21 protein-coding genes are annotated in these 18568 nt (G+C 40.6%); 15 read left to right on the top strand and 6 right to left on the bottom strand.

Annotation, left to right across the window (positions count from 1 at the left end):
- Position 1 precedes the first annotated feature (1 nt).
- Genes MKL38_RS08475 through MKL38_RS08420 form a run of 12 tightly spaced genes read left to right on the top strand, consistent with a single transcriptional unit; the run spans position 2 to position 11493 of the window.
- Complete coding sequence (locus MKL38_RS08475; protein ID WP_270903048.1) at positions 2–1537, top strand: HAL/PAL/TAL family ammonia-lyase; 1536 nt, start codon at positions 2–4, stop codon at positions 1535–1537.
- A 9-nt stretch (positions 1538–1546) separates the two neighbouring features.
- Positions 1547–1975 (top strand): acyl-CoA thioesterase, encoded by a 429-nt coding sequence (locus MKL38_RS08470; RefSeq protein WP_080026285.1) that lies wholly within the window; start codon positions 1547–1549, stop codon positions 1973–1975.
- Positions 1975–2604: a LolA family protein gene (locus MKL38_RS08465; RefSeq protein WP_270903047.1), complete on the top strand. Its 630-nt coding sequence runs from the start codon at positions 1975–1977 to the stop codon at positions 2602–2604. The genes MKL38_RS08470 and MKL38_RS08465 overlap by 1 nt, the downstream gene beginning before the upstream one ends.
- Positions 2579–4894 (top strand): MMPL family transporter, encoded by a 2316-nt coding sequence (locus MKL38_RS08460; RefSeq protein WP_270903046.1) that lies wholly within the window; start codon positions 2579–2581, stop codon positions 4892–4894. The genes MKL38_RS08465 and MKL38_RS08460 overlap by 26 nt, the downstream gene beginning before the upstream one ends.
- A gap of 29 nt (positions 4895–4923) precedes the next feature.
- Positions 4924–6219, top strand: coding sequence for an NAD(P)/FAD-dependent oxidoreductase (locus MKL38_RS08455; RefSeq protein WP_270903045.1), 1296 nt, complete (start codon positions 4924–4926; stop codon positions 6217–6219).
- A 2-nt stretch (positions 6220–6221) separates the two neighbouring features.
- On the top strand, positions 6222–6767 hold the full coding sequence (locus MKL38_RS08450) for a DUF3261 domain-containing protein (RefSeq protein ID WP_270903044.1): 546 nt from the start codon (positions 6222–6224) through the stop codon (positions 6765–6767).
- On the top strand, positions 6764–7966 hold the full coding sequence (locus MKL38_RS08445) for a beta-ketoacyl-[acyl-carrier-protein] synthase family protein (RefSeq protein ID WP_270903043.1): 1203 nt from the start codon (positions 6764–6766) through the stop codon (positions 7964–7966). The genes MKL38_RS08450 and MKL38_RS08445 overlap by 4 nt, the downstream gene beginning before the upstream one ends.
- Positions 7966–8391 (top strand): ApeP family dehydratase, encoded by a 426-nt coding sequence (locus MKL38_RS08440; RefSeq protein ID WP_270903042.1) that lies wholly within the window; start codon positions 7966–7968, stop codon positions 8389–8391. The genes MKL38_RS08445 and MKL38_RS08440 overlap by 1 nt, the downstream gene beginning before the upstream one ends.
- Positions 8392–8414: 23 nt before the next feature.
- The gene (locus MKL38_RS08435; RefSeq protein ID WP_005036897.1) at positions 8415–9140 is read left to right on the top strand and encodes a 3-ketoacyl-ACP reductase FabG2; all 726 of its coding nucleotides are present in this window, start codon (positions 8415–8417) and stop codon (positions 9138–9140) included.
- On the top strand, positions 9140–10366 hold the full coding sequence (locus MKL38_RS08430; protein ID WP_270903041.1) for a beta-ketoacyl-ACP synthase: 1227 nt from the start codon (positions 9140–9142) through the stop codon (positions 10364–10366). Before MKL38_RS08435 ends, MKL38_RS08430 begins: the two co-directional genes overlap by 1 nt.
- 11 nt (positions 10367–10377) lie before the next feature.
- Positions 10378–10812, top strand: coding sequence for a hypothetical protein (locus MKL38_RS08425; protein WP_005036894.1), 435 nt, complete (start codon positions 10378–10380; stop codon positions 10810–10812).
- 24 nt (positions 10813–10836) lie between these two features.
- On the top strand, positions 10837–11493 hold the full coding sequence (locus tag MKL38_RS08420; RefSeq protein WP_270903040.1) for a 4'-phosphopantetheinyl transferase family protein: 657 nt from the start codon (positions 10837–10839) through the stop codon (positions 11491–11493).
- Between the two features lie 68 nt (positions 11494–11561).
- Here MKL38_RS08420 and secB read toward each other — a convergent pair whose 3' ends face one another.
- From secB to rsgA, 4 genes are all read right to left on the bottom strand, one after another.
- Complete coding sequence (secB, locus tag MKL38_RS08415; RefSeq protein WP_003654925.1) at positions 11562–12014, bottom strand: protein-export chaperone SecB; 453 nt, start codon at positions 12012–12014, stop codon at positions 11562–11564.
- A 27-nt stretch (positions 12015–12041) separates the two neighbouring features.
- Positions 12042–12299 (bottom strand): glutaredoxin 3, encoded by a 258-nt coding sequence (gene grxC / locus MKL38_RS08410; protein WP_003654926.1) that lies wholly within the window; start codon positions 12297–12299, stop codon positions 12042–12044.
- Between the two features lie 11 nt (positions 12300–12310).
- Complete coding sequence (locus MKL38_RS08405) at positions 12311–12727, bottom strand: rhodanese-like domain-containing protein (protein ID WP_003654928.1); 417 nt, start codon at positions 12725–12727, stop codon at positions 12311–12313.
- Between the two features lie 98 nt (positions 12728–12825).
- Positions 12826–13887, bottom strand: coding sequence for a ribosome small subunit-dependent GTPase A (gene rsgA, locus MKL38_RS08400; protein ID WP_270903039.1), 1062 nt, complete (start codon positions 13885–13887; stop codon positions 12826–12828).
- A 125-nt stretch (positions 13888–14012) separates the two neighbouring features.
- Between rsgA and orn the strand changes: the two genes are divergently transcribed.
- From orn to MKL38_RS08385, 3 genes are all read left to right on the top strand, one after another.
- The gene (gene orn, locus MKL38_RS08395) at positions 14013–14579 is read left to right on the top strand and encodes an oligoribonuclease (RefSeq protein WP_005036888.1); all 567 of its coding nucleotides are present in this window, start codon (positions 14013–14015) and stop codon (positions 14577–14579) included.
- 153 nt (positions 14580–14732) lie between these two features.
- The gene (locus MKL38_RS08390) at positions 14733–15464 is read left to right on the top strand and encodes a Bax inhibitor-1/YccA family protein (protein WP_270903038.1); all 732 of its coding nucleotides are present in this window, start codon (positions 14733–14735) and stop codon (positions 15462–15464) included.
- A 137-nt stretch (positions 15465–15601) separates the two neighbouring features.
- Positions 15602–16405 (top strand): enoyl-ACP reductase FabI, encoded by an 804-nt coding sequence (locus tag MKL38_RS08385; protein ID WP_003654938.1) that lies wholly within the window; start codon positions 15602–15604, stop codon positions 16403–16405.
- Between the two features lie 327 nt (positions 16406–16732).
- On the opposite strand, the gene MKL38_RS08380 is transcribed toward MKL38_RS08385, so the two are convergent.
- Together MKL38_RS08380 and MKL38_RS08375 are read right to left on the bottom strand one after the other, a co-directional pair.
- On the bottom strand, positions 16733–16987 hold the full coding sequence (locus MKL38_RS08380; protein WP_004641165.1) for a hypothetical protein: 255 nt from the start codon (positions 16985–16987) through the stop codon (positions 16733–16735).
- A gap of 184 nt (positions 16988–17171) precedes the next feature.
- Positions 17172–18566, bottom strand: coding sequence for an efflux transporter outer membrane subunit (locus tag MKL38_RS08375; protein WP_270903144.1), 1395 nt, complete (start codon positions 18564–18566; stop codon positions 17172–17174).
- Between the last annotated feature and the right edge of the window lie 2 nt (positions 18567–18568).

Below are 18568 nucleotides of genomic sequence, written 5' to 3'. Positions count from 1 at the left end.
CATGCGTGTGTTAACCGTAGGTGAACAGCCACTGAGTATTGAAGATGTCGTTTCGGTCGCAAGAGGCGAATGTCTGGTTGCGTTACCTAAGTCATCTTCATGGCGTGGCCTAATTCAAAAAGGTGCTGATTTTCTCGATCAGCTCCTTGAAGAAGAAGGTGTCATTTACGGTGTGACCACGGGTTATGGTGACTCGTGTTTAGTTGAAGTGCCATTACATCAGGTTAATGAACTACCACTGCATCTTTCACGTTTTCATGGTTGTGGTTTAGGTGAAAACCTAGATGTGATCACTGCACGTGCAGTAGTGGTGACGCGTTTATGTTCGTTGGCTCGTGGTTATTCAGGTGTGTCTTTGGCATTGCTTGAACGATTGGTTTGGCTACTCAATGAAAATGTGATTCCAGTCATTCCATCTGAAGGTTCGGTGGGGGCAAGCGGTGATTTAACGCCGTTGTCTTACATTGCTGGAACGTTAATCGGGGAGCGTGATGTCTATATTGATGGACAAATTACCCCTGTTGCTCAAGTGTATGCCGAAAAAGGTTTGCAACCATTAACACTCAGACCTAAAGAAGGTTTGGCGCTTATGAACGGCACTGCCGTGATGACGGCGATTGCTTGTTTAAACTATAAAAAAGCAGAACAGATTGCACTTGCGAGTACTTTAATTACCGCTCTGAATGTATTGGCATTGGAAGGTAATCCAAGTCATTTTGATGAAGTACTGTTTGCACAAAAACCTCATCCAGGGCAGCAGCAAATTGCAAAGCAATTGCGTGACTGGCTTAACAGTGAAGTACAAACAGCACATCAAAGTCCGCGTTTGCAAGATCGTTATTCATTGCGCTGCGCGCCGCATATTATTGGTGTGTTTGAAGACTCAAAAGTATGGTTACGTCAGTTCATTGAAAATGAGCTGAATTCAAGTAACGACAATCCATTGATTGATCCAGTAGGTATGCGTGTGTTGCATGGCGGTCATTTTTACGGTGGGCACATTGCACAAGCAATGGATAGCTTAAAAATTATGATTGCCAATATTGCTGACTTGATGGATAGACAGATTGCACAGCTAGTCGATCATAAAATGAATCATGGTTTACCACGTAATTTAACGGGCGCAACGGCTGAACGTTTACCACTGAATCATGGTTTTAAAGCTGTGCAAATCGGAGTGTCGGCGTGGACGGCAGAAGCTTTGAAAAACACTTTGGCAGCTTCAATTTTTTCGCGTTCAACCGAATGTCATAATCAAGACAAAGTCAGTATGGGTACCATTGCTGCACGTGATGCGAGCCGCGTGATCACCTTAACCCAGCAAGTAATTGCAGCACTTTGCTGCGCTAGTGTGCAGGCAATTCATTTAAAAGGTTTAACAGCACAGTTAAGCCCAACATTGCAGGCATTTATGCAATGGACCTTACAAAGCTTTGCATTTGTCGAAGAAGACCGACCATTACAAACCGAATTACAACAGATTGTTGATCGTTTAGACCAACTTGAATTGTTTAATCAACCAGAATTTATGGGATAAGGTGAGCCAATGCATGCAGATGTAATCATTGAAATTCCATTTCATGATGTCGATACCATGAATGTGGTTTGGCATGGACACTATTTAAAATATTTTGAGATTGCGCGCTGTAAATTGCTCGATCAATTTCATTACAACTATATGCAGATGAAAGAGTCAGGCTATGCATGGCCTGTGATTGAAAGCCATGTTCGCTATGCATACGGTATTGAGTTTGAACAAAAGATTCGGGTTCGCGCCATTTTAAAAGAATGGGAAAACCGTTTGAAAATTGATTATCTGATTTTTGATGCTGAGTCTGGGAAACGCTTAACCAAAGGTTATACCACTCAAGTGGCGGTGAATATCGAAGCTCGTGAAATGTGTTTCCAGTCACCTCAAGTTTTGTTTGATCGTTTGAATGCGTGGTCTGAGTTTCAACCGAAGAGGAATATGTGATGTCTCAATTCATCAAAACTTTAGGTTTAGGTGCTTCGATCTGGATGGGTAGTTTAAGTTCGGTCTATGCTGCACCGCCACAGATCACTCAAATTTTTCAGCAATTGTCGCAATCTCCTACAGTTCGTGCTGATTTCGAACAGCAAAAAAAACTGCCATCATTGAATAAAACCTTTGTGTCGAATGGCTCGTTATTGTTCGCAAAATCTTATGGCGTGGCATGGCAAATCAAACGGCCAGTACAAGCAGATTTGATTGTTACCCCAACAAAACTAGTGCAAAAAACGCAACGTACATTTAGCCAAATTCAGGTGGATCAATCACCTTATAGCTCTGTAGCAACTTTATTTTTGCAGTTAATGTCAGGTAATGAACAAGCCTTGGCAAAGAATTTTAATGTAGTAAGTGCGAACTATAGTCCAGCGGGTTGGAGCATGAGCTTAACTCCGAAAAGTAGCTTGTTTAAAAAGTTATTTGTGCGTGTTGATGCTCAAGGTCAACAGTACGTCAATCAAATTGTGATTACCGAAAAAGCCAATAATTTGACTACCATTCGTTTTAGTCACCAGACTTCTCAACCGACGACTCTAACGGCTGCTGAGCATGCGCTTTTCCAACTGGCAAAATAAGTTCACTGCACTTTGGTTAATTGCTCTGCTGCTCATTGCAGTGGGGCTTGGCGTGACTTGGCTGAACAAAGATATTCATATTCAAACCAATATTTTTGCGTTATTGCCTAAAGTTCAACAAGACCCAGAACTTGCACGTACTCAGCAGTACATGAACGAGCAACTTAACAATAAAGTATTTGTTGTTATAGATGCTAAAGATGAAGCTGCGATACAACAGGCGACAAGTTTTTTAACAGCGCAAGCGAAGCAAAGTACGCTATGGCAGCCACTCAAACCACAGCTTGATTTTGATCAATTTGCAAAACAGTTGTATCAACATCGAGCAGGGTTGTTGAGTGCTCAAGATCAAGCCTTATTGCAAAAAAAGGATTATGCTGCGCTGACTGAACAAAGCCTGATGCAGATGATGAGTCCAGGCATGCCTGTCACTGCTGAGTCACTTAAGCAAGACCCGCTACTGTTGTTTCCTCGCTATGCCATGCAGTTGGCGAATCCGTCACAACAAGATATTGAAATGGAACAGGGCTTTGCCACGATTCATCATGAGCAAGGTATCTCTCGGCTTTTCGTATTACAGTTAACGCAAAGTCCATACAATATTGATTATCAAGAACAAGTATCGAACTGGATTGAGCAAACTAAGCAAAAGTTAGCTGCAATGGGATTAAAATCTCATTGGACTGGAACTATTTTATTTTCAAATTTTGGGACGCAATCAGCTAAACAGGAAATCTCAACCATTGGTGTAGGTTCGACACTGGGCTTAATTTTTCTGGTTTGGTTCGGCTTTCGCTCACTGAGACCTTTAGCGACCGAGTTTATTGCAGTTTCGACTGGAAGCTTTGTGGCATTTGCGGTCACACATTGGGTGTTTGGTGAAATTCACCTGATGACATTAGTGTTTGGTGCAAGTCTGATTGGTGTCTGTGTCGACTTTTCATTTTATTTTATGGCGATGCAATCGCAGCATAGAAAGCTTGGTGGTTTTCAAATTTTAAAACCGCTATTACCAAGTTTGTTTATGGGCTTAATGACCACATTGGTTGCTTACATCTTTTTGAGTTTTACCCCATTTCCTGGGTTCAAGCAGATTGCAGTCTTTTCAATTGTAGGATTAACTGCGGCTTGGATTAGTAGTGTATTGTTATTACCAAGATTACCTGCACTCAATGCCCAGCCAGCAATAAAAGCACTGTCGTGGATTGGACAAGCACGGTTATGGTTTCAGCAGCGAGCTAAGATACGTTATGCCTTGATTGCAGCCGTTTTAGCAGTAGGTACGGTGAGTCTTTTCTATCTTAAAAGTAACGATGATATTCGTAATTTACAAGGTATGGATGCCAGTCTGAAACAGCAAGACCAAGCGGTTCGTGAGCAATTTGGCCAGCAACAAAGCAGTGATTATTTTGTAGTACGAGCAGCCTCTGCAAATGAAATGCAGCAACAAGAGCAGCAACTGATAGGGCAATTACAACAGTTGCAAGCAAAAGGAAAAATCAGTGCATTTCAAGCTTTGGGGCAATGGATTCCACCATTGGCAGAGCAGCAAAACAATGTACAACTATTAAGAAATATTCCAACAGCGACTTTGCAGCAATATGCGCAAAGTATGGGGCTAAATGTCACTGATGTTTTACAGTGGCAACAGCAACTGGCAACACAACCACTATTAGATTTTTCGGTATTTAAAGACCATCCTTTAGCTTTTTTACAGCCTCAAGCCAGTGAACGATTAGTGATGGTGACAGGAGTGAAACAGCCTGAAGTGTTAAAGCAGCTTCAGAATGATCACATACATTTCCAGCAACCTATTACCGAAATGTCGCAAATGTTTGCTGAACATCGAGTTCAGGCTCAGCATCTTCTGATTTATGCCTTAATTGGTCTGGCGGTTGGTTTGGCGCTTATTTATGGACTAAGTTCGATTGTGCCTTTGGTCCTGCCAGTAAGCTTGGCATTACTGAGCACTTTTGCTGTTCAGGCATGGTTAGGTGTCGAGATTAACCTGTTTAGTATTATGGCAACTTTCTTGATTATCGGGATTGGAGTCGACTATGCAATTTTTTACCGACATGGACATGATCACCCGCAAGTGGTTGGAATGGCGTTATTTTTATGTATGATGTCAACCTTACTTGGCTTTGGATTACTTTCATTTAGCCATACTTACGCAATTCATTGTTTTGGTTTAACGGTTTTATTCGGGGTTATTTTCTCGTTTATCTATGCGACTTTATTAACCCCCGCAGATGAAAAACATATCGTGAATTTACAAGACCATTCATAATTTGAATAAATTAAAAAGGAAGTTGTGCTATGAGCACTATAGAAAAAATTGACGTCGTAATTATTGGGGCTGGACCATCAGGTAGTTCTGCTGCGGCACTTCTTCGAAAAAAGGGTTATACCGTTACGGTCATTGAAAAACAGCATTTCCCGCGTTTTTCGATTGGTGAGTCATTGTTACCGCAATCTATGGCATTTTTAGAAGAAGCTGGTTTACTCGAAACGGTCCGTGAGCATGTTGATCAATACGCTTTTCAATTTAAAAATGGCGCGGCTTTTTTACGCGGTAAACAGCGTAGTTTTTATGACTTTACAGAAAAATTTACGGATGGACCGGGGACGACTTGGCAGGTTCGCCGTGCCGATTTTGACAATTTGCTAGCAAAGCAGGCTCAAGTTTATGGCGCAGACATACGCTTCGGACATGAGGTCTTAGATGTTGATGTTGCATTAGAACAACCCTTACTTACAGTGTTGGATGAAGAACAACAGCGTTATCAGATTCAAACCAAGTTTTTGTTAGATGCGAGTGGTTTTGGGCGGATTTTACCAAAGCTTTTAGATTTAGAGAGTCCATCAAACTTTCCGGTACGTCGTGCACTGTTTACCCATATTGAAGATGGAATTACAGACGACCCTGAGTTTGACCGCAATAAAATTTTAATTACTGTGCACGAAAAAGATCATCGTGCATGGTATTGGCTCATTCCATTTGCAGATGGTCGTGCTTCTTTTGGTGTGGTTGCAGAACAAGATTTTTTTGACAAATATACGGTCGAAAATGCTGCAGATAATGAACCTGAGGCAATGTTTAAGCGTATTTTAGCCGATGAGCCAAGCTTGTCACATGTATTGCACCGTGCAAGATTTGATACACCAGTGCGGACCTTGGTGGGCTACTCAGCGAATGTAAAACACTTGGCAGACCGCAACTATGCACTATTAGGTAATGCGGGTGAGTTTCTAGATCCCGTCTTTTCATCGGGTGTGACGATCGCTTTAAAATCTTCCAGCTTGGCTGTACCTTTGGTTGAGCGTGTCTTGCAAGGTGAGCAGGTAGACTGGTTGCAAGAATATGAAAAACCATTACGCCGCGGTATTCAGGTGTTTCGTGCCTATGTTGAGTCATGGTATGAAGGCGAGTTTCAAGATGTAGTGTTCTCACAAAATCAGAATGAAGGCATTCGCCGTATGATTTCTTCATTACTGGCGGGTTATGCGTGGGATGAAAAAAATCCAATCCATAAAAATGCCAAACGTAGACTTACTACTTTGGCAGAATATTGTCGTGAGGGCTTGGCACAAGAACAGGCACTTGAGGGGTAATCATGCAACGCAAATGGGCAACGATATTACTCAGTAGCTTTATATTTTTAAATGGTTGTCAGGTCATGCCACACGCCAAAGGGCTGCAAAGCCCACTATGGCAGGCACAAGCTTATCAACGGCAAGATCAGGTTGAAGTTCAGTGGAAGCAGCAAAGTTTTAGCTTTTTGTTATACCAACAGCAAAAGGGTGCTGTACTGGATATGGTGGCTTTGAGCCTGACAGGTCAACAATTATTTAAGTTACAGTTTGATGGACATCGGGTTCATGTTGAACAACGTATTGATCAAATGCGTTTATTGCCTTTTGAGTTTGTGGTGCGTGATCTTATGTTTGCGACATACCCTCAATTTTCACATTTAGGACAGCAAGCTGTAGAGATGAAACAACAAGCAGGCATGCAGGTTGTTTATATTGAAAAGCAGCCTGTGTTGCAGCTTAAACAGGGGCAAGGAAGCATTGAATTGATTAATCAACAAGTCCCTTATACCATGACGCTGAGTTCGATTGAAAATACGTTGCAAACAGAAGAAAGTCCTACACCATGAAACATTTACCTTCAGAAAATGCAGCCACAATGGCAGTAGGCATACAATTAAGTGTCGGTTTATCTGCATTAGGTTGCGAACTTAATCAAATCAAACAGGTATTACAACAGCCACAGCAAACCTTAAGTTTGCGAGATGATTTAATTGCTGATCGTAATGTTTGGGTGGGGCAATATACACATCCATTATGCTCGAATGTACCAGATACCTTACAGTCTGTAGATTCACGTAATCTACGTTTTGCATTAACTGCATTATCTGAAATCGAAGCAGCGTTAAGAGACTATACGGCATCCTTTGAAAATAAACGTTTGGCCATTGTGGTGGGCACATCCACTTCAGGTATTGCAGATAATGAATTATTACTTAAGCAATATTTTCAAGGGAAAACCGATCTTTCAATATCTCACTATCCACAAGAAATGAGCTGTTTAGCAAAAGCATTGCAGCAGTACTTAGGATGGGAAGGGCCAGCTTATACTATTTCAACCGCTTGTTCTTCAAGCGCTAAAGCATTAGCCGCGGGTCAGCGATTACTTCATGCAGATTTAGCCGATGTTGTACTGGTGGGTGGCGTCGATACCTTATGTCAGTTGACACTCAATGGATTTAATAGCCTAGAAAGTTTATCTGAACAGACTTGCCAACCCTGCGGTGTGAAACGTGATGGCATTAATATCGGTGAAGCTGCTGCGTTTTTTGTATTAAGTAAAGCCTCGGCTCCTGTAATGTTAATGGGTGCTGGTGAATCGATGGATGCATGGCATATTTCGGCTCCACATCCTGAAGGCAAAGGTGCAACTTTAGCTATGCAACGTGCACTAGATATGGCTCATATTTCAGCTCAAGAGGTTGGTTATATCAACTTGCACGGCACAGCAACTCCACAAAATGATGCGATGGAGATTAAGGCAGTACGACAAGTTTTTGGTGATTATCAAGTTGCTTTAAGTAGCACCAAACACAAAACTGGACATTGCCTCGGTGCAGCTGGCGCTATAGAAGCTTTTATTTGTGAACAGATTCTAAAAGATCAAAGTTGGTTGCCAGTGCATCAAAATGTTGAGATTGATCCGGATTTGGCTGACCAAAACTATGTGCAAGATGCCGAACTAAAACAGCCCATCCGCTATGTGATGAGTAATTCTTTTGCTTTTGGAGGAAGTAATATTAGTCTTGTTTTTGGAGTGAAGCCCTAATGAAACTTGATGCAATTCAATATATTCCTCATGAGCAGCCTATGGTTTTTATTGACCATTTAACAGCTGTTGCAGAAGGGTGCGCGCAAGCAGAGCTAACAATTACACCTGAGCTGATGTTCTGTGAAGCAGAAGGTTTGCCGACATGGGCAAGCATTGAAATTATGGCACAAACCATTAGTGCTTATTCAGGCTGGCAAGGTGAGCAGTCAAAACAAGCGCCAAAAGTCGGTTTTTTATTGGGAACACGTAAGTTAAATTTACCGATCCCTTATTTTGCTTTAGGTTCACGATTGATCATTCAAATAGAACAACAATATTTTCATGAAGGACTTGGGCAATTTTCCTGTGAAATCCAATATGCTGAACACTGCATTCAGGCAACGTTAAGTGTATTTGAGCCAACAGAAATACCATTTGAATAACCACAAAGAATTAGGAATACATTGTGACAAGACGAATTTTAGTAACGGGTTCAAGTCGAGGAATTGGGAAAGCGATTGCATTACAACTTGCAAAGGCGGGTTTTGATGTAACTGTGCATGCACGTTCGCGTCAGGCAGATGCTGAGCAAGTTGTACAAGAGATTCAAGCGCTAGGACAAAATAGCCATTATTTAATGTTTGATGTCACTGAGCGCCAGACGGTTCAGCAAATTTTAGAACAAGATGTAGAGCAACACGGTGCATTCTATGGTGTTGTATTGAATGCAGGTCTTACCCATGATGGTGCTTTCCCAGCTTTAACAGATCAAGACTGGGATGAAGTTATTTCGACTTCCTTAGATGGTTTTTATAACGTATTAAAACCATTAGTTATGCCAATGATTCATTTGCGTAAAGGCGGTCGTATCGTCACTCTATCTTCGGTTTCTGGCATTATGGGTAACCGTGGACAGGTCAACTACAGTGCTGCAAAAGCAGGGTTGATTGGTGCGACCAAGGCCTTGGCACTCGAATTGGCCAAGCGAAAAATTACCGTGAACTGTGTAGCGCCGGGCCTGATTGAAACTGAAATGGTGACAGATGAAGTCAAAGAGCATGCACTTAAAATGATTCCGTTACAACGCATGGGACAGGTCGATGAAGTTGCTAGTGTGGTGAAATTCTTGTGTTCAGATGAAGCTTCTTATGTGACCCGACAGGTTATCTCTGTGAATGGGGGGCTCATCTGATGAAACGCGTTGTTGTAACAGGAATGGCAGGGATTACTTCTTTAGGTGAAACCTCTGATGAGATTTTTGCCCAATTTGAAGCCGCCAAAAGTGGTATTCGTTACATGCCGGAATGGGAACAGTATGTTGACCTCCGGACCAAGCTTGCTGGACCTGTTGAAACTTTTCATGTTCCAAAACATTTTAACCGTAAAGTCACCCGTGGTATGGGGCGTGTAGCGCTTATGTCTGTGGTTTGTGCAGAAACTGCTTTGCAAGATGCTGGATTGCTTGGAAACGAAATTTTGTCTAGTGGCGAAGCGGGTGTTGCATTTGGTTCTTCTGCGGGCAGTGTAGAGGCCGTGGGTGAGTTTGCAAGCATGTTGCTTCATCAGAGCATGAGTAAGATCAATGCAACAACTTATATCCGCATGATGGCCCATACAAGTGCGGTGAACATGACCGTATATTTTGGTCTAAAAGGCTTAACTTTACCGACATCAAGTGCATGTACCTCTGGTTCTATGGCCATTGGGCAGGCCTATGAAGCGATTAAATATGGCAAACAACAGGTCATGATTGCGGGTGGTGCAGAAGAACTCAGTGCAGCAGGAGCCGCGGTTTTTGATGTATTGTTCGCGACTAGTGGCATGAATGACCAACCAGAAAAAACACCACGACCATTTGATGCTAAGCGAGATGGATTGGTGATTGGTGAAGGGGCTGGCTGTTTAATTTTAGAAGAATACGAACATGCCAAAGCTCGAGGTGCTCATATCTATGCAGAAGTGATTGGCTACGGTAGCAATACTGATGGTCAACATGTCACTCGCCCCGAGTCAGAAATGATGGGTCGCTGTATGCAATTGGCACTTAAAGATGCATCTGTAGAAGCTAAAGACATTGCTTATGTAAATGCACATGGCACCTCAACTGATCAGGGCGATGTAGCAGAAAGTCAGGCGACAGCAGCAGTTTTGGGACGTAAGCCGATCAGCTCTTTAAAAAGCTACTTTGGACATACGCTGGGGGCGTGTGGAGCTATTGAAGCTTGGCTGAGCATTGAAATGATGAATCGTAGTCGCTTTATTCCAACTTTAAATCTAGATGAAGTCGATCCACTGTGCGGCGATCTGGATTATATCGTTCAGCAGCCAAGAACTCTGGATGCTGACATTATTATGAGCAATAACTTTGCTTTTGGCGGAATTAATACTTCGCTTATTTTTAAACGTGTTAAACAATAAGGAACACAACAATGTTAAATAAAAAACTTTTATTTGTAGCAATGCTAAGTGCGGGTTTTACTGCCACTGTTCAGGCTGGAGATGAAGTACATCAGTTAAATTTTAAAGAAGCTGTAGACCGTGCAGTTGCAGATGGCACTTTAGATGGTTCGGTAAAGTTTTATTTAAAGGGTACAAAATCTGGTGGTAAAGTCATTCAAAAAGATGCGGTGACCAATAAAAAGACCAATGGTTTTGGTAAGTCAGCAGCAACGTCTTGTGACTGGGTTTTACGTTCAGCACTCATCCAAATGCAAAACAATGCTAAAGCACAAGGTGCAAACGCGGTTACCAATATTGTGAGCTATTTTAAAGCTAATGAAACCACAAGTACGACAACTTACGATTGCTATAAAGGTGCCATGATGGCGGGCGTTACCTTAAAAGGCGACGTGGTTAAATTCTAATTAATTTTAAATAAGGTCGGGATAATGTCTAAGCGTAATATTGAAGTCTACACACAGACATTGTCCCGGCTTCTTTTAAAACCTAAACAAGATTTTCCTGACTTTCGTGCATTTAATCATTATAAAAAACAGCAAATACATAACATTAGAAACGAGCTGATAGCACAGAAATTACAAATTACAATAACGGATTTAGAATTTGCAAAGCATGAGCATGGCAAGCCATATTTACTGAATCATGATTTAGATTTCAATCACTCCCATAGCCAACAATACTACGCTTTAGCGATGAGCCCGCATATTAAAGATATCGGTGTAGATGTTGAAGAACTAGACCGTAAAGTTCGTTTGGAAGCTTTAGCCCAGCATGCATTTCATCCTGATGAATATGAAACGTGGCTAAGCTTAGAACAAGACAGAGAATACTGGTTTAAAGTCTGGACGACTAAAGAAGCTGTTCTAAAAGCATCAGGTCTCGGTATACGATTAGATTTAAACACTTTAAATACCCAAGCACATCCTACAGACAATGGCGGAATATGTTCTCATCCACTTATTGGGACATTTGCTTATCAAAACTTCGTTGTGGGTAATATGATGTTAACAGTGGCATGGCGCTCAGAATTATCTTGCCGTGGTTTTCAGTTTCCTACAATTCAGCTTCATTCACTTGATACTTAATAAGCGAATAGCAGACATAAAAAAAACCGCGAATTACGCGGTTTTTTAGTTTAGAACAAGCTAAAAAATTAAGCTTGACCTTCAACAGCTTGAGCACGTTGCATATTTGCTTCGAACTCTGCATCAAAGTTGATTGGAGTAAGAAGTAACTGTGGGAAGCTACCTTTAGTCACTAAATCATTTACCGCTTCACGTAAGAACGGGAACAAAATATTTGGGCAATAAGCGCCTAAAATATAAGGTAAACGATCTTCTTCAATATTATCAATCAAGAAAATACCTGATTGAGTGATATCTACAATGAACGCTGTTTCGTTGTCGTTATCGGCTTGTACCACAACTTTTAAAGAAACTTCAAAATGAGTTGGATCAATTTTTTCTGCAGCAGAAGAAAGATTGATATTGAGTTCAGGTTGCCATTGTTTAGTAAAAACCTGCGCCCCAGGAACCTCAAAAGAAATATCTTTTGTATAAATACGCTCTAAAGCTAATTGTGGTTGAACTTGTTGTTCTTCGCTCATTGTTTTTTCCTTAATATGGATGCGATGTTAAGCCAATAATTCGTCGAGTTTACCTTCACGCTCTAAAGCATAAAGTTGGTCAAAACCGCCAATAAACTGATCGTTAATAAAAATTTGTGGGACAGTACGATGATTCGTGCGTTGCATTAATTCAACACGTACTTCCGGTGCTTCAACAGAAAGATTTACTTCTTTGTAAGCAATACCTTTACGCTCAAGTAACTGTTTAGCTCGAACGCAATACGGGCATACAGAAGTTGAGTAAACAATGACATTTGCAGTCATAATAATTCTCCTTAAGCTTTTGGTTTGCTTTTTACAAGAGGTAAGCCTTGTGCTTTCCAGTTACTAATACCACCATCAAGACGATAGCTGTCATGGTGAGCAACTTTTTGCAAAGCACTACCAGCAACTTGCCCGAGGTTGCAAATAAATACCAATGGACGCTCACTTGCTTTTAATTCATCAGCATGACTTGCAATTTGGCTGAAAGGAATATTGCGGCTGCCACTAATATGACCTTCACGGAAGTCTTTACTATCGCGCAAGTCGATCAGTATGGCATTTTTCGCTTTCACTAAAATACCAAGCGACTGTGGTGAAATTTTACGACCGTTACGCTGACCTTCAAAAATGAAGAACAACACGACCAAGACTCCGAGCGTACCAAACAAAATGGGGTGATTCCCCATAAACTCTAACCAGCGTTCCACAAGTCACCTAAAAAAAATTAAAAACAAAATTGACCTAGAGTATAGCGTATATAGATGGTGATCAAAATCACCACTTCAAGTGCAAAGCGGACAGAAAATTAGTTTTTTTGCTGTGCTTCTTGAATCTCATCATTTAAACGCAAAAAGCTATCTAGGCGCCGTGGCAAAATTTCACCAGATTCTACAGCGTGTTTTAGCCCACAGTTCTTTTCATGAGTATGGGTACAATTACGGAATTGGCAAGAACCTAAATGTGCTTCAATTTCTGGAAAGCCCATACGAATTTTTTCTAAATCAAGATGCCAAAGCCCAAATTCACGAATTCCCGGTGAATCGATTAACGCGCCATTTTTACCGAAATTCATTAAACGTGTAGAGGTTGTTGTGTGTTGACCAAGTGCAGAGTTTTCAGAAATAATATTTGTTTTTTGCTCTGCATCTGGAATTAATACATTAATTAAAGAACTTTTCCCTACACCCGATTGGCCAACGAAAGCTACCGTTTCGCCATCTAAACGTTCAGATAAAGCAGAGATATCTCCCTTTTTAGACTGACAAATCATCACCTCATAACCCAAAGTTTTATATTCTTCTAATAGCGTGAGAATTGGGTCATTTTCAGTGAGTAAATCTGATTTATTTAAGACTAAAAGTGCAGGAATGTTAGCGTCTGCGCAAGCCACTAAATAACGGTCGATTAATGTCGGAGCTGGTTCAGGAAGGGGAGAAAATACAATTACAATCAAACTGATATTTGCTGCAACTGGTTTAACCTTGTGATAACGGTCTGGGCGGGTGAGTAATGAGTTGCGTGGATGAATGGCAGTAATAATGCCTAAACCTGTGTTCGGGTCTGCTTGCCATTTAACTCGGTCACCAGTCACAAGTAACTCAAGGTTAGTTCGAGTGTGACAGCGCCATATGCTTTTGAGCTCGATAGGTTTCCAGAATGGTTCTGGCTCTCCTTCGGCAACTTGAGGTTTTTCTGGGTGATGCTCAGGTACAGAGAGTGCCTGTACTTCGAGTTGGCGGCCATAATGTTGTACAACGAGTCCGTCCAGATCTTGTGAAGTATCGGCCTCTTCTTGGCGAGTTTTGTGCTGTTTTTCAATACGACGTTGCTGCTGTTCAGTTAAACGACGCTTACGAATTAAAGCCATTCATATCCCAAAAAAACCACTGTTTGAAGATGGCAAAAATAGCATGAAGCGGCTATAGAATTACAGCGCAGATGCAAGAAATTTGCTACTATTGATGTTTTTACGGCATTTTAGAACGTACATACATGAGCAGTACTTTAAATACACGATTAATTTGGATTGATCTGGAAATGACCGGTTTAGATACCGATAATGACCAAATTATTGAAATCGCAACAATTATTACAGATGATAATTTAAATGTACTTGCCGAAGGTCCGGTCTTGGCTATCCATCAACCTGATCGTATTTTAAATGCAATGGATGAGTGGAATACCCGCCAACATGGACAATCTGGGTTAGTTGAGCGAGTTCGTCGTAGCAAATTGACAGCTCGTGATGCTGAGCTACAGACTTTAGAATTCCTAAAAAAATGGGTCAATCCAAAAGTTTCACCGATGTGCGGTAACTCGATTTGTCAGGATCGCCGCTTCTTACATCGTCTTATGCCTGAGCTTGAGCAATATTTCCATTATCGTAATCTTGACGTGTCTACCGTAAAAGAACTTTCAAAACGCTGGCGCCCTGAAATCATGAGCGGTCTGAAAAAGAATGCATCGCATTTAGCAATGGATGATATTCGTGACTCAATTTCTGAGTTGAAATATTACCGTGAATACTTCTTTATTATGAATACTGATGGTAAAGATTGATTACGTTGTATACGTAATATGAAAGGGGGTTGCTGCCCCTTTTTTTATTGCTTAAAGGACATTGTTACAATAATGCCGAGAGCCTGATTTGGCTTTCATATTCATTTTGCTTAAAATGATGTTTTAAATTTTTATTATAAAAAGAGAGCATTTATGCAAAGTAATAACCCGATACTGACACGTGTTGAAACGGTCAGTGACTATAGTCAACCAATGACTGTGCAAGGTGCGATTCAAAAATCTGTTATGTTGACGGTCATTGCAGCGGCTGTGGGCATTGCTTTATTTTTCTACGCAGCTTTTACTGCAAATATTGGTATTGCTTACGCTGCTTCAATTGTCGGTGCAATTGGTGGCTTGGTTTTAGCTGTAATTACAACGTTTAAACCAACGACTGCACCAACATTGGCAATTCCATATGCTTTATTTGAAGGCGCATTTTTAGGTGGCATTTCTTTTACTTTTCAAATGAAATACCCAGGTGTGCCTTTACAAGCATTACTTGCCACTTTCGTGACAACATTGGTCATGTTTAGTTTATATAAATTCCAAATTATACGCGCAACTGAAAAGTTCAAGTCAGTTGTGATATCTGCTTCGTTAGCGATCTTTATTGTATTTATCGTACAGATGATCATGCGTTTAGCATTTGGTTCTAGTGTTCCTTATATTTTTGAAAGTAACTGGTTAGGGATTGGTTTTGCTGCATTTGTTGCTGTGGTTGCTTCACTGAACCTGATTTTAGATTTTGATTTAATTGAAACCAACGCAGCATATCGTGCGCCAAAATTCATGGAATGGTTGTGTGGTATCGCATTACTTGCAACTTTAGTTTGGATGTATATCTCTTTTTTACGTTTGATTGGTTTGTTATCTGACGACTAAAATTATATTCATTTAGAAGTCGCTCCTCATGAGGGGCGATTTTTTTTCGTGCGATTTTTGAAAAAAGATGCATTATGCAATTTCGAAAACCGTTGAATATTGGCATTATGCTTTAAATTGTTTTGAGTGAGATCGGCATGACACAAGGACTTTTAGCAGGTAAACGCTTTTTGATTGCAGGCGTTGCTAGTAAATTATCAATTGCTTTTGGTATTGCCCAAGCATTACACCGCGAAGGTGCAGAGCTTGCGTTTACTTATCCAAACGAAAAATTAAAAAAACGTGTGGATGAATTTGCTGAGCAATTCGGTTCTAAGCTTGTGTTCCCATGTGATGTTGCAGTTGATAGCGAAATTGACAATGCATTTGCAGAACTTGCAAAACATTGGGACGGTCTAGATGGTGTAGTTCACTCTATCGGCTTTGCTCCTGCACATACACTTGATGGTGATTTTACTGACGTGACTGACCGTGACGGTTTTAAAGTTGCTCATGACATCAGTGCATACAGCTTTATTGCGATGGCACGTGCTGCAAAACCATTATTACAAGCTCGCCAAGGTTGCTTATTGACTTTGACTTACCAAGGTTCTGAGCGTGTTATGCCTAACTATAATGTTATGGGTATGGCAAAAGCTTCTTTAGAAGCTGGTGTTCGCTACTTGGCATCAAGCTTAGGTGTTGACGGTATTCGTGTAAACGCGATTTCTGCGGGTCCAATTCGTACATTGGCTGCTTCTGGTATTAAATCTTTCCGTAAAATGTTAGATGCTAATGAAAAAGTTGCGCCATTAAAACGCAACGTAACCATTGACGAAGTGGGTAATGCAGCATTATTCCTATGCTCACCATGGGCTTCAGGTATCACTGGTGAAATTCTATATGTAGATGCTGGTTTCAATACAGTAGGTATGAGCCAATCTATGATGGATGATGAATAATTAGATTGATCTAATTTATATAATAAAGCCGCTTTTATAGCGGCTTTGTTTTGACAATCTGATTTTTATTTTTCGTGCGATTTCAAAATTAATATAAATATATCGTTAGTCCTAATTATTCGTTTTTGGGATATGGCCCTTCAATAGACCATTCATGATTTTCGTAATATTCAAGCCACTCATCAAACATTGGATTCTCTACTGTCTAGGTTAATAGACCAGTTTATAATTTAGTAAATACTTAAAAATTCGATTTGTTAAGCTGTACTTTGGTAATTTTATATCGCCGCGCAGAGCTTACGTGGCAAAAGTACATAGTTAAGCAATTTATACTATTTGTTCTCTTATATATTCTTTTGCCTGGTTTAATATATCTTCACCCATTGTTTTGGAAATTAAGTCATCAAGTTCACCTGCTATAAATTGTTCGAAAGAAACAGACTTTGAACCACTCGAATGAGCAAAACGCCCACATGTACAAATGACATTTTTTTCCTTGTGAATTATCAATTCATATAGCTCATCTCCAATGTTATCTAAAGTCCACTTTTTGATAATTCCATTTACCCAAGGTTCGTGCATTTAACTACTCTCTTTTGATATATCGTTGTGATAATAAAATATAATTAATTGGATTTTCTATCTTATTTTTATCGACATATAAAAACAATATTTTCGTCAAGATGCACAATAATCAAGAGTTATCAGCCCATCGAAAATGAGCTGATAACTCTAATTGAATAAAGAAATAGCAACTATAGTGCTATTAATTCGGCAGTTCTTTTACAGGTGAACCACCTAAAGCTTGCATGAGGGTGACATACGCGTTGTATTGGCTTTGTTTAGTTTCAACAAGGCTTAAGCGTGCAGTACGTGTAGTTTGCTGAGCATCAAGAAGTGTTTTTAATGCGACAGCACCATAACGATAACGGACTTCAGTTAAACGTTCAGTTTTTTCTGCAAGTTCAATATTACGCTCTTGTAACGCTACTTGTTTATCGAGTTCTGTACGACTTGATAAAGCATTTTCTACATCAGCAAAAGCCTGATAAAGCGTCTGGCGATATTGAATAATCGCTTTTTCATAATCAAGATTGCTAATCGCAATATCTTTCTTCATATCGTTATATTGCAAAAACGGTAAGCTTAAACTTGCACCTAAAGTTAGGGCAGGGTTACGTAACAGTTCTGTCAATGATGTACTTGTTGAACCCAAACTACTGGTTAAGCTAATCGATGGATAGTAGCTCGCCTTAGTAGCATCTTTAGTCGCGAGCGCCTTTTTCAAACGAAGCTCAGAGGCTTGTAAATCGGGACGGCGCGATAAAATATCGGCAGGTAGGCCTGCACCAATTGCTGGTAGTGCATTGCGTGGCAAACGTTTAGGCTCTTGAATGTTTAACTGTTGCAATGGTTCATGTAAGAGCACGGCAATGGCAGTACGTGTTTCAACGAGTTGTTGCTCGATCTGGCTTAGGCTCGCTTTTTGGCTTTGTACAGATTGTTCTGCTTGAGTAAGATCTACACCTGAAACAGCACCAGCTTTATACTGAATCTGCACCAGTTGATATAGCTTTTGTGAGGTCGCCAGACTCTGCTGAGCAGTCGCATAACGTTCATTTAAATAACCGAGTTGCCAATACAATTTAGCCGTGGTTGCAATTAAACTTTGTCCAGTGGCTTGTAAGTCTTGTTCAGTTGCTAAAGCTTCCCATTTGCTTGCTTCAGTTTGGCGTGCAAGCTTACCAAACAAATCAACCTCATAGCTTACGCCCGCACTCATTGATAGACCTTTAGCGCTATCATCTCCTGAGTTTAAATCAAAAGAATGTCCAGTAGAAACACTAGAGCTAGTACGTAAGCCTTGCTTGTTTGCTGTTAGGTCAGCTTGTAAACGTGCTTGTTTTAAGGTAATCCCTGCGACAGCTAAGTCACTGTTACGTTCTAATACATTGCTTACGAGCTGATTAAGCTGTGCATCACCAAAAAGTGTCCACCAACGGTCAGAATATTGATCGGCAGACATGGTTTTTGCTTTTGTGGCGTCATACTGAAAACTACCCGGAACTTGTACCGCAGGTGTTTCGTAAGGTGTTTTTACTACAGCAGCACATCCAACAAGAGAGCTTGTGAGGAGAAGTGCTGTGCTGAGTTTAGTCATAG

This window comes from Acinetobacter sp. AOR14_HL (genome assembly GCF_027855175.1).
GTDB lineage: Bacteria > Pseudomonadota > Gammaproteobacteria > Pseudomonadales > Moraxellaceae > Acinetobacter > Acinetobacter calcoaceticus.
The sequence above is the reverse complement of the archived record's forward strand: the minus strand, read 5'-3'. Positions and strand labels throughout refer to the sequence as shown.

Coding starts and splice junctions, on each gene's coding strand:
- MKL38_RS08420 (WP_270903040.1), top strand. CDS start 10,837: ATGTCTAAGCGTAATATTGAAGTCTACACACAGACATTGTCCCGGCTT.
- orn (WP_005036888.1), top strand. CDS start 14,013: ATGAGCAGTACTTTAAATACACGATTAATTTGGATTGATCTGGAAATG.
- MKL38_RS08445 (WP_270903043.1), top strand. CDS start 6,764: ATGAAACATTTACCTTCAGAAAATGCAGCCACAATGGCAGTAGGCATA.
- MKL38_RS08440 (WP_270903042.1), top strand. CDS start 7,966: ATGAAACTTGATGCAATTCAATATATTCCTCATGAGCAGCCTATGGTT.
- MKL38_RS08465 (WP_270903047.1), top strand. CDS start 1,975: ATGTCTCAATTCATCAAAACTTTAGGTTTAGGTGCTTCGATCTGGATG.
- MKL38_RS08475 (WP_270903048.1), top strand. CDS start 2: ATGCGTGTGTTAACCGTAGGTGAACAGCCACTGAGTATTGAAGATGTC.
- MKL38_RS08455 (WP_270903045.1), top strand. CDS start 4,924: ATGAGCACTATAGAAAAAATTGACGTCGTAATTATTGGGGCTGGACCA.
- MKL38_RS08460 (WP_270903046.1), top strand. CDS start 2,579: ATGCGCTTTTCCAACTGGCAAAATAAGTTCACTGCACTTTGGTTAATT.
- MKL38_RS08425 (WP_005036894.1), top strand. CDS start 10,378: ATGTTAAATAAAAAACTTTTATTTGTAGCAATGCTAAGTGCGGGTTTT.
- grxC (WP_003654926.1), bottom strand. CDS start 12,299: ATGACTGCAAATGTCATTGTTTACTCAACTTCTGTATGCCCGTATTGC.
- MKL38_RS08385 (WP_003654938.1), top strand. CDS start 15,602: ATGACACAAGGACTTTTAGCAGGTAAACGCTTTTTGATTGCAGGCGTT.
- MKL38_RS08380 (WP_004641165.1), bottom strand. CDS start 16,987: ATGCACGAACCTTGGGTAAATGGAATTATCAAAAAGTGGACTTTAGAT.
- MKL38_RS08430 (WP_270903041.1), top strand. CDS start 9,140: ATGAAACGCGTTGTTGTAACAGGAATGGCAGGGATTACTTCTTTAGGT.
- MKL38_RS08470 (WP_080026285.1), top strand. CDS start 1,547: ATGCATGCAGATGTAATCATTGAAATTCCATTTCATGATGTCGATACC.
- MKL38_RS08375 (WP_270903144.1), bottom strand. CDS start 18,566: ATGACTAAACTCAGCACAGCACTTCTCCTCACAAGCTCTCTTGTTGGA.
- rsgA (WP_270903039.1), bottom strand. CDS start 13,887: ATGGCTTTAATTCGTAAGCGTCGTTTAACTGAACAGCAGCAACGTCGT.
- MKL38_RS08390 (WP_270903038.1), top strand. CDS start 14,733: ATGCAAAGTAATAACCCGATACTGACACGTGTTGAAACGGTCAGTGAC.
- secB (WP_003654925.1), bottom strand. CDS start 12,014: ATGAGCGAAGAACAACAAGTTCAACCACAATTAGCTTTAGAGCGTATT.
- MKL38_RS08450 (WP_270903044.1), top strand. CDS start 6,222: ATGCAACGCAAATGGGCAACGATATTACTCAGTAGCTTTATATTTTTA.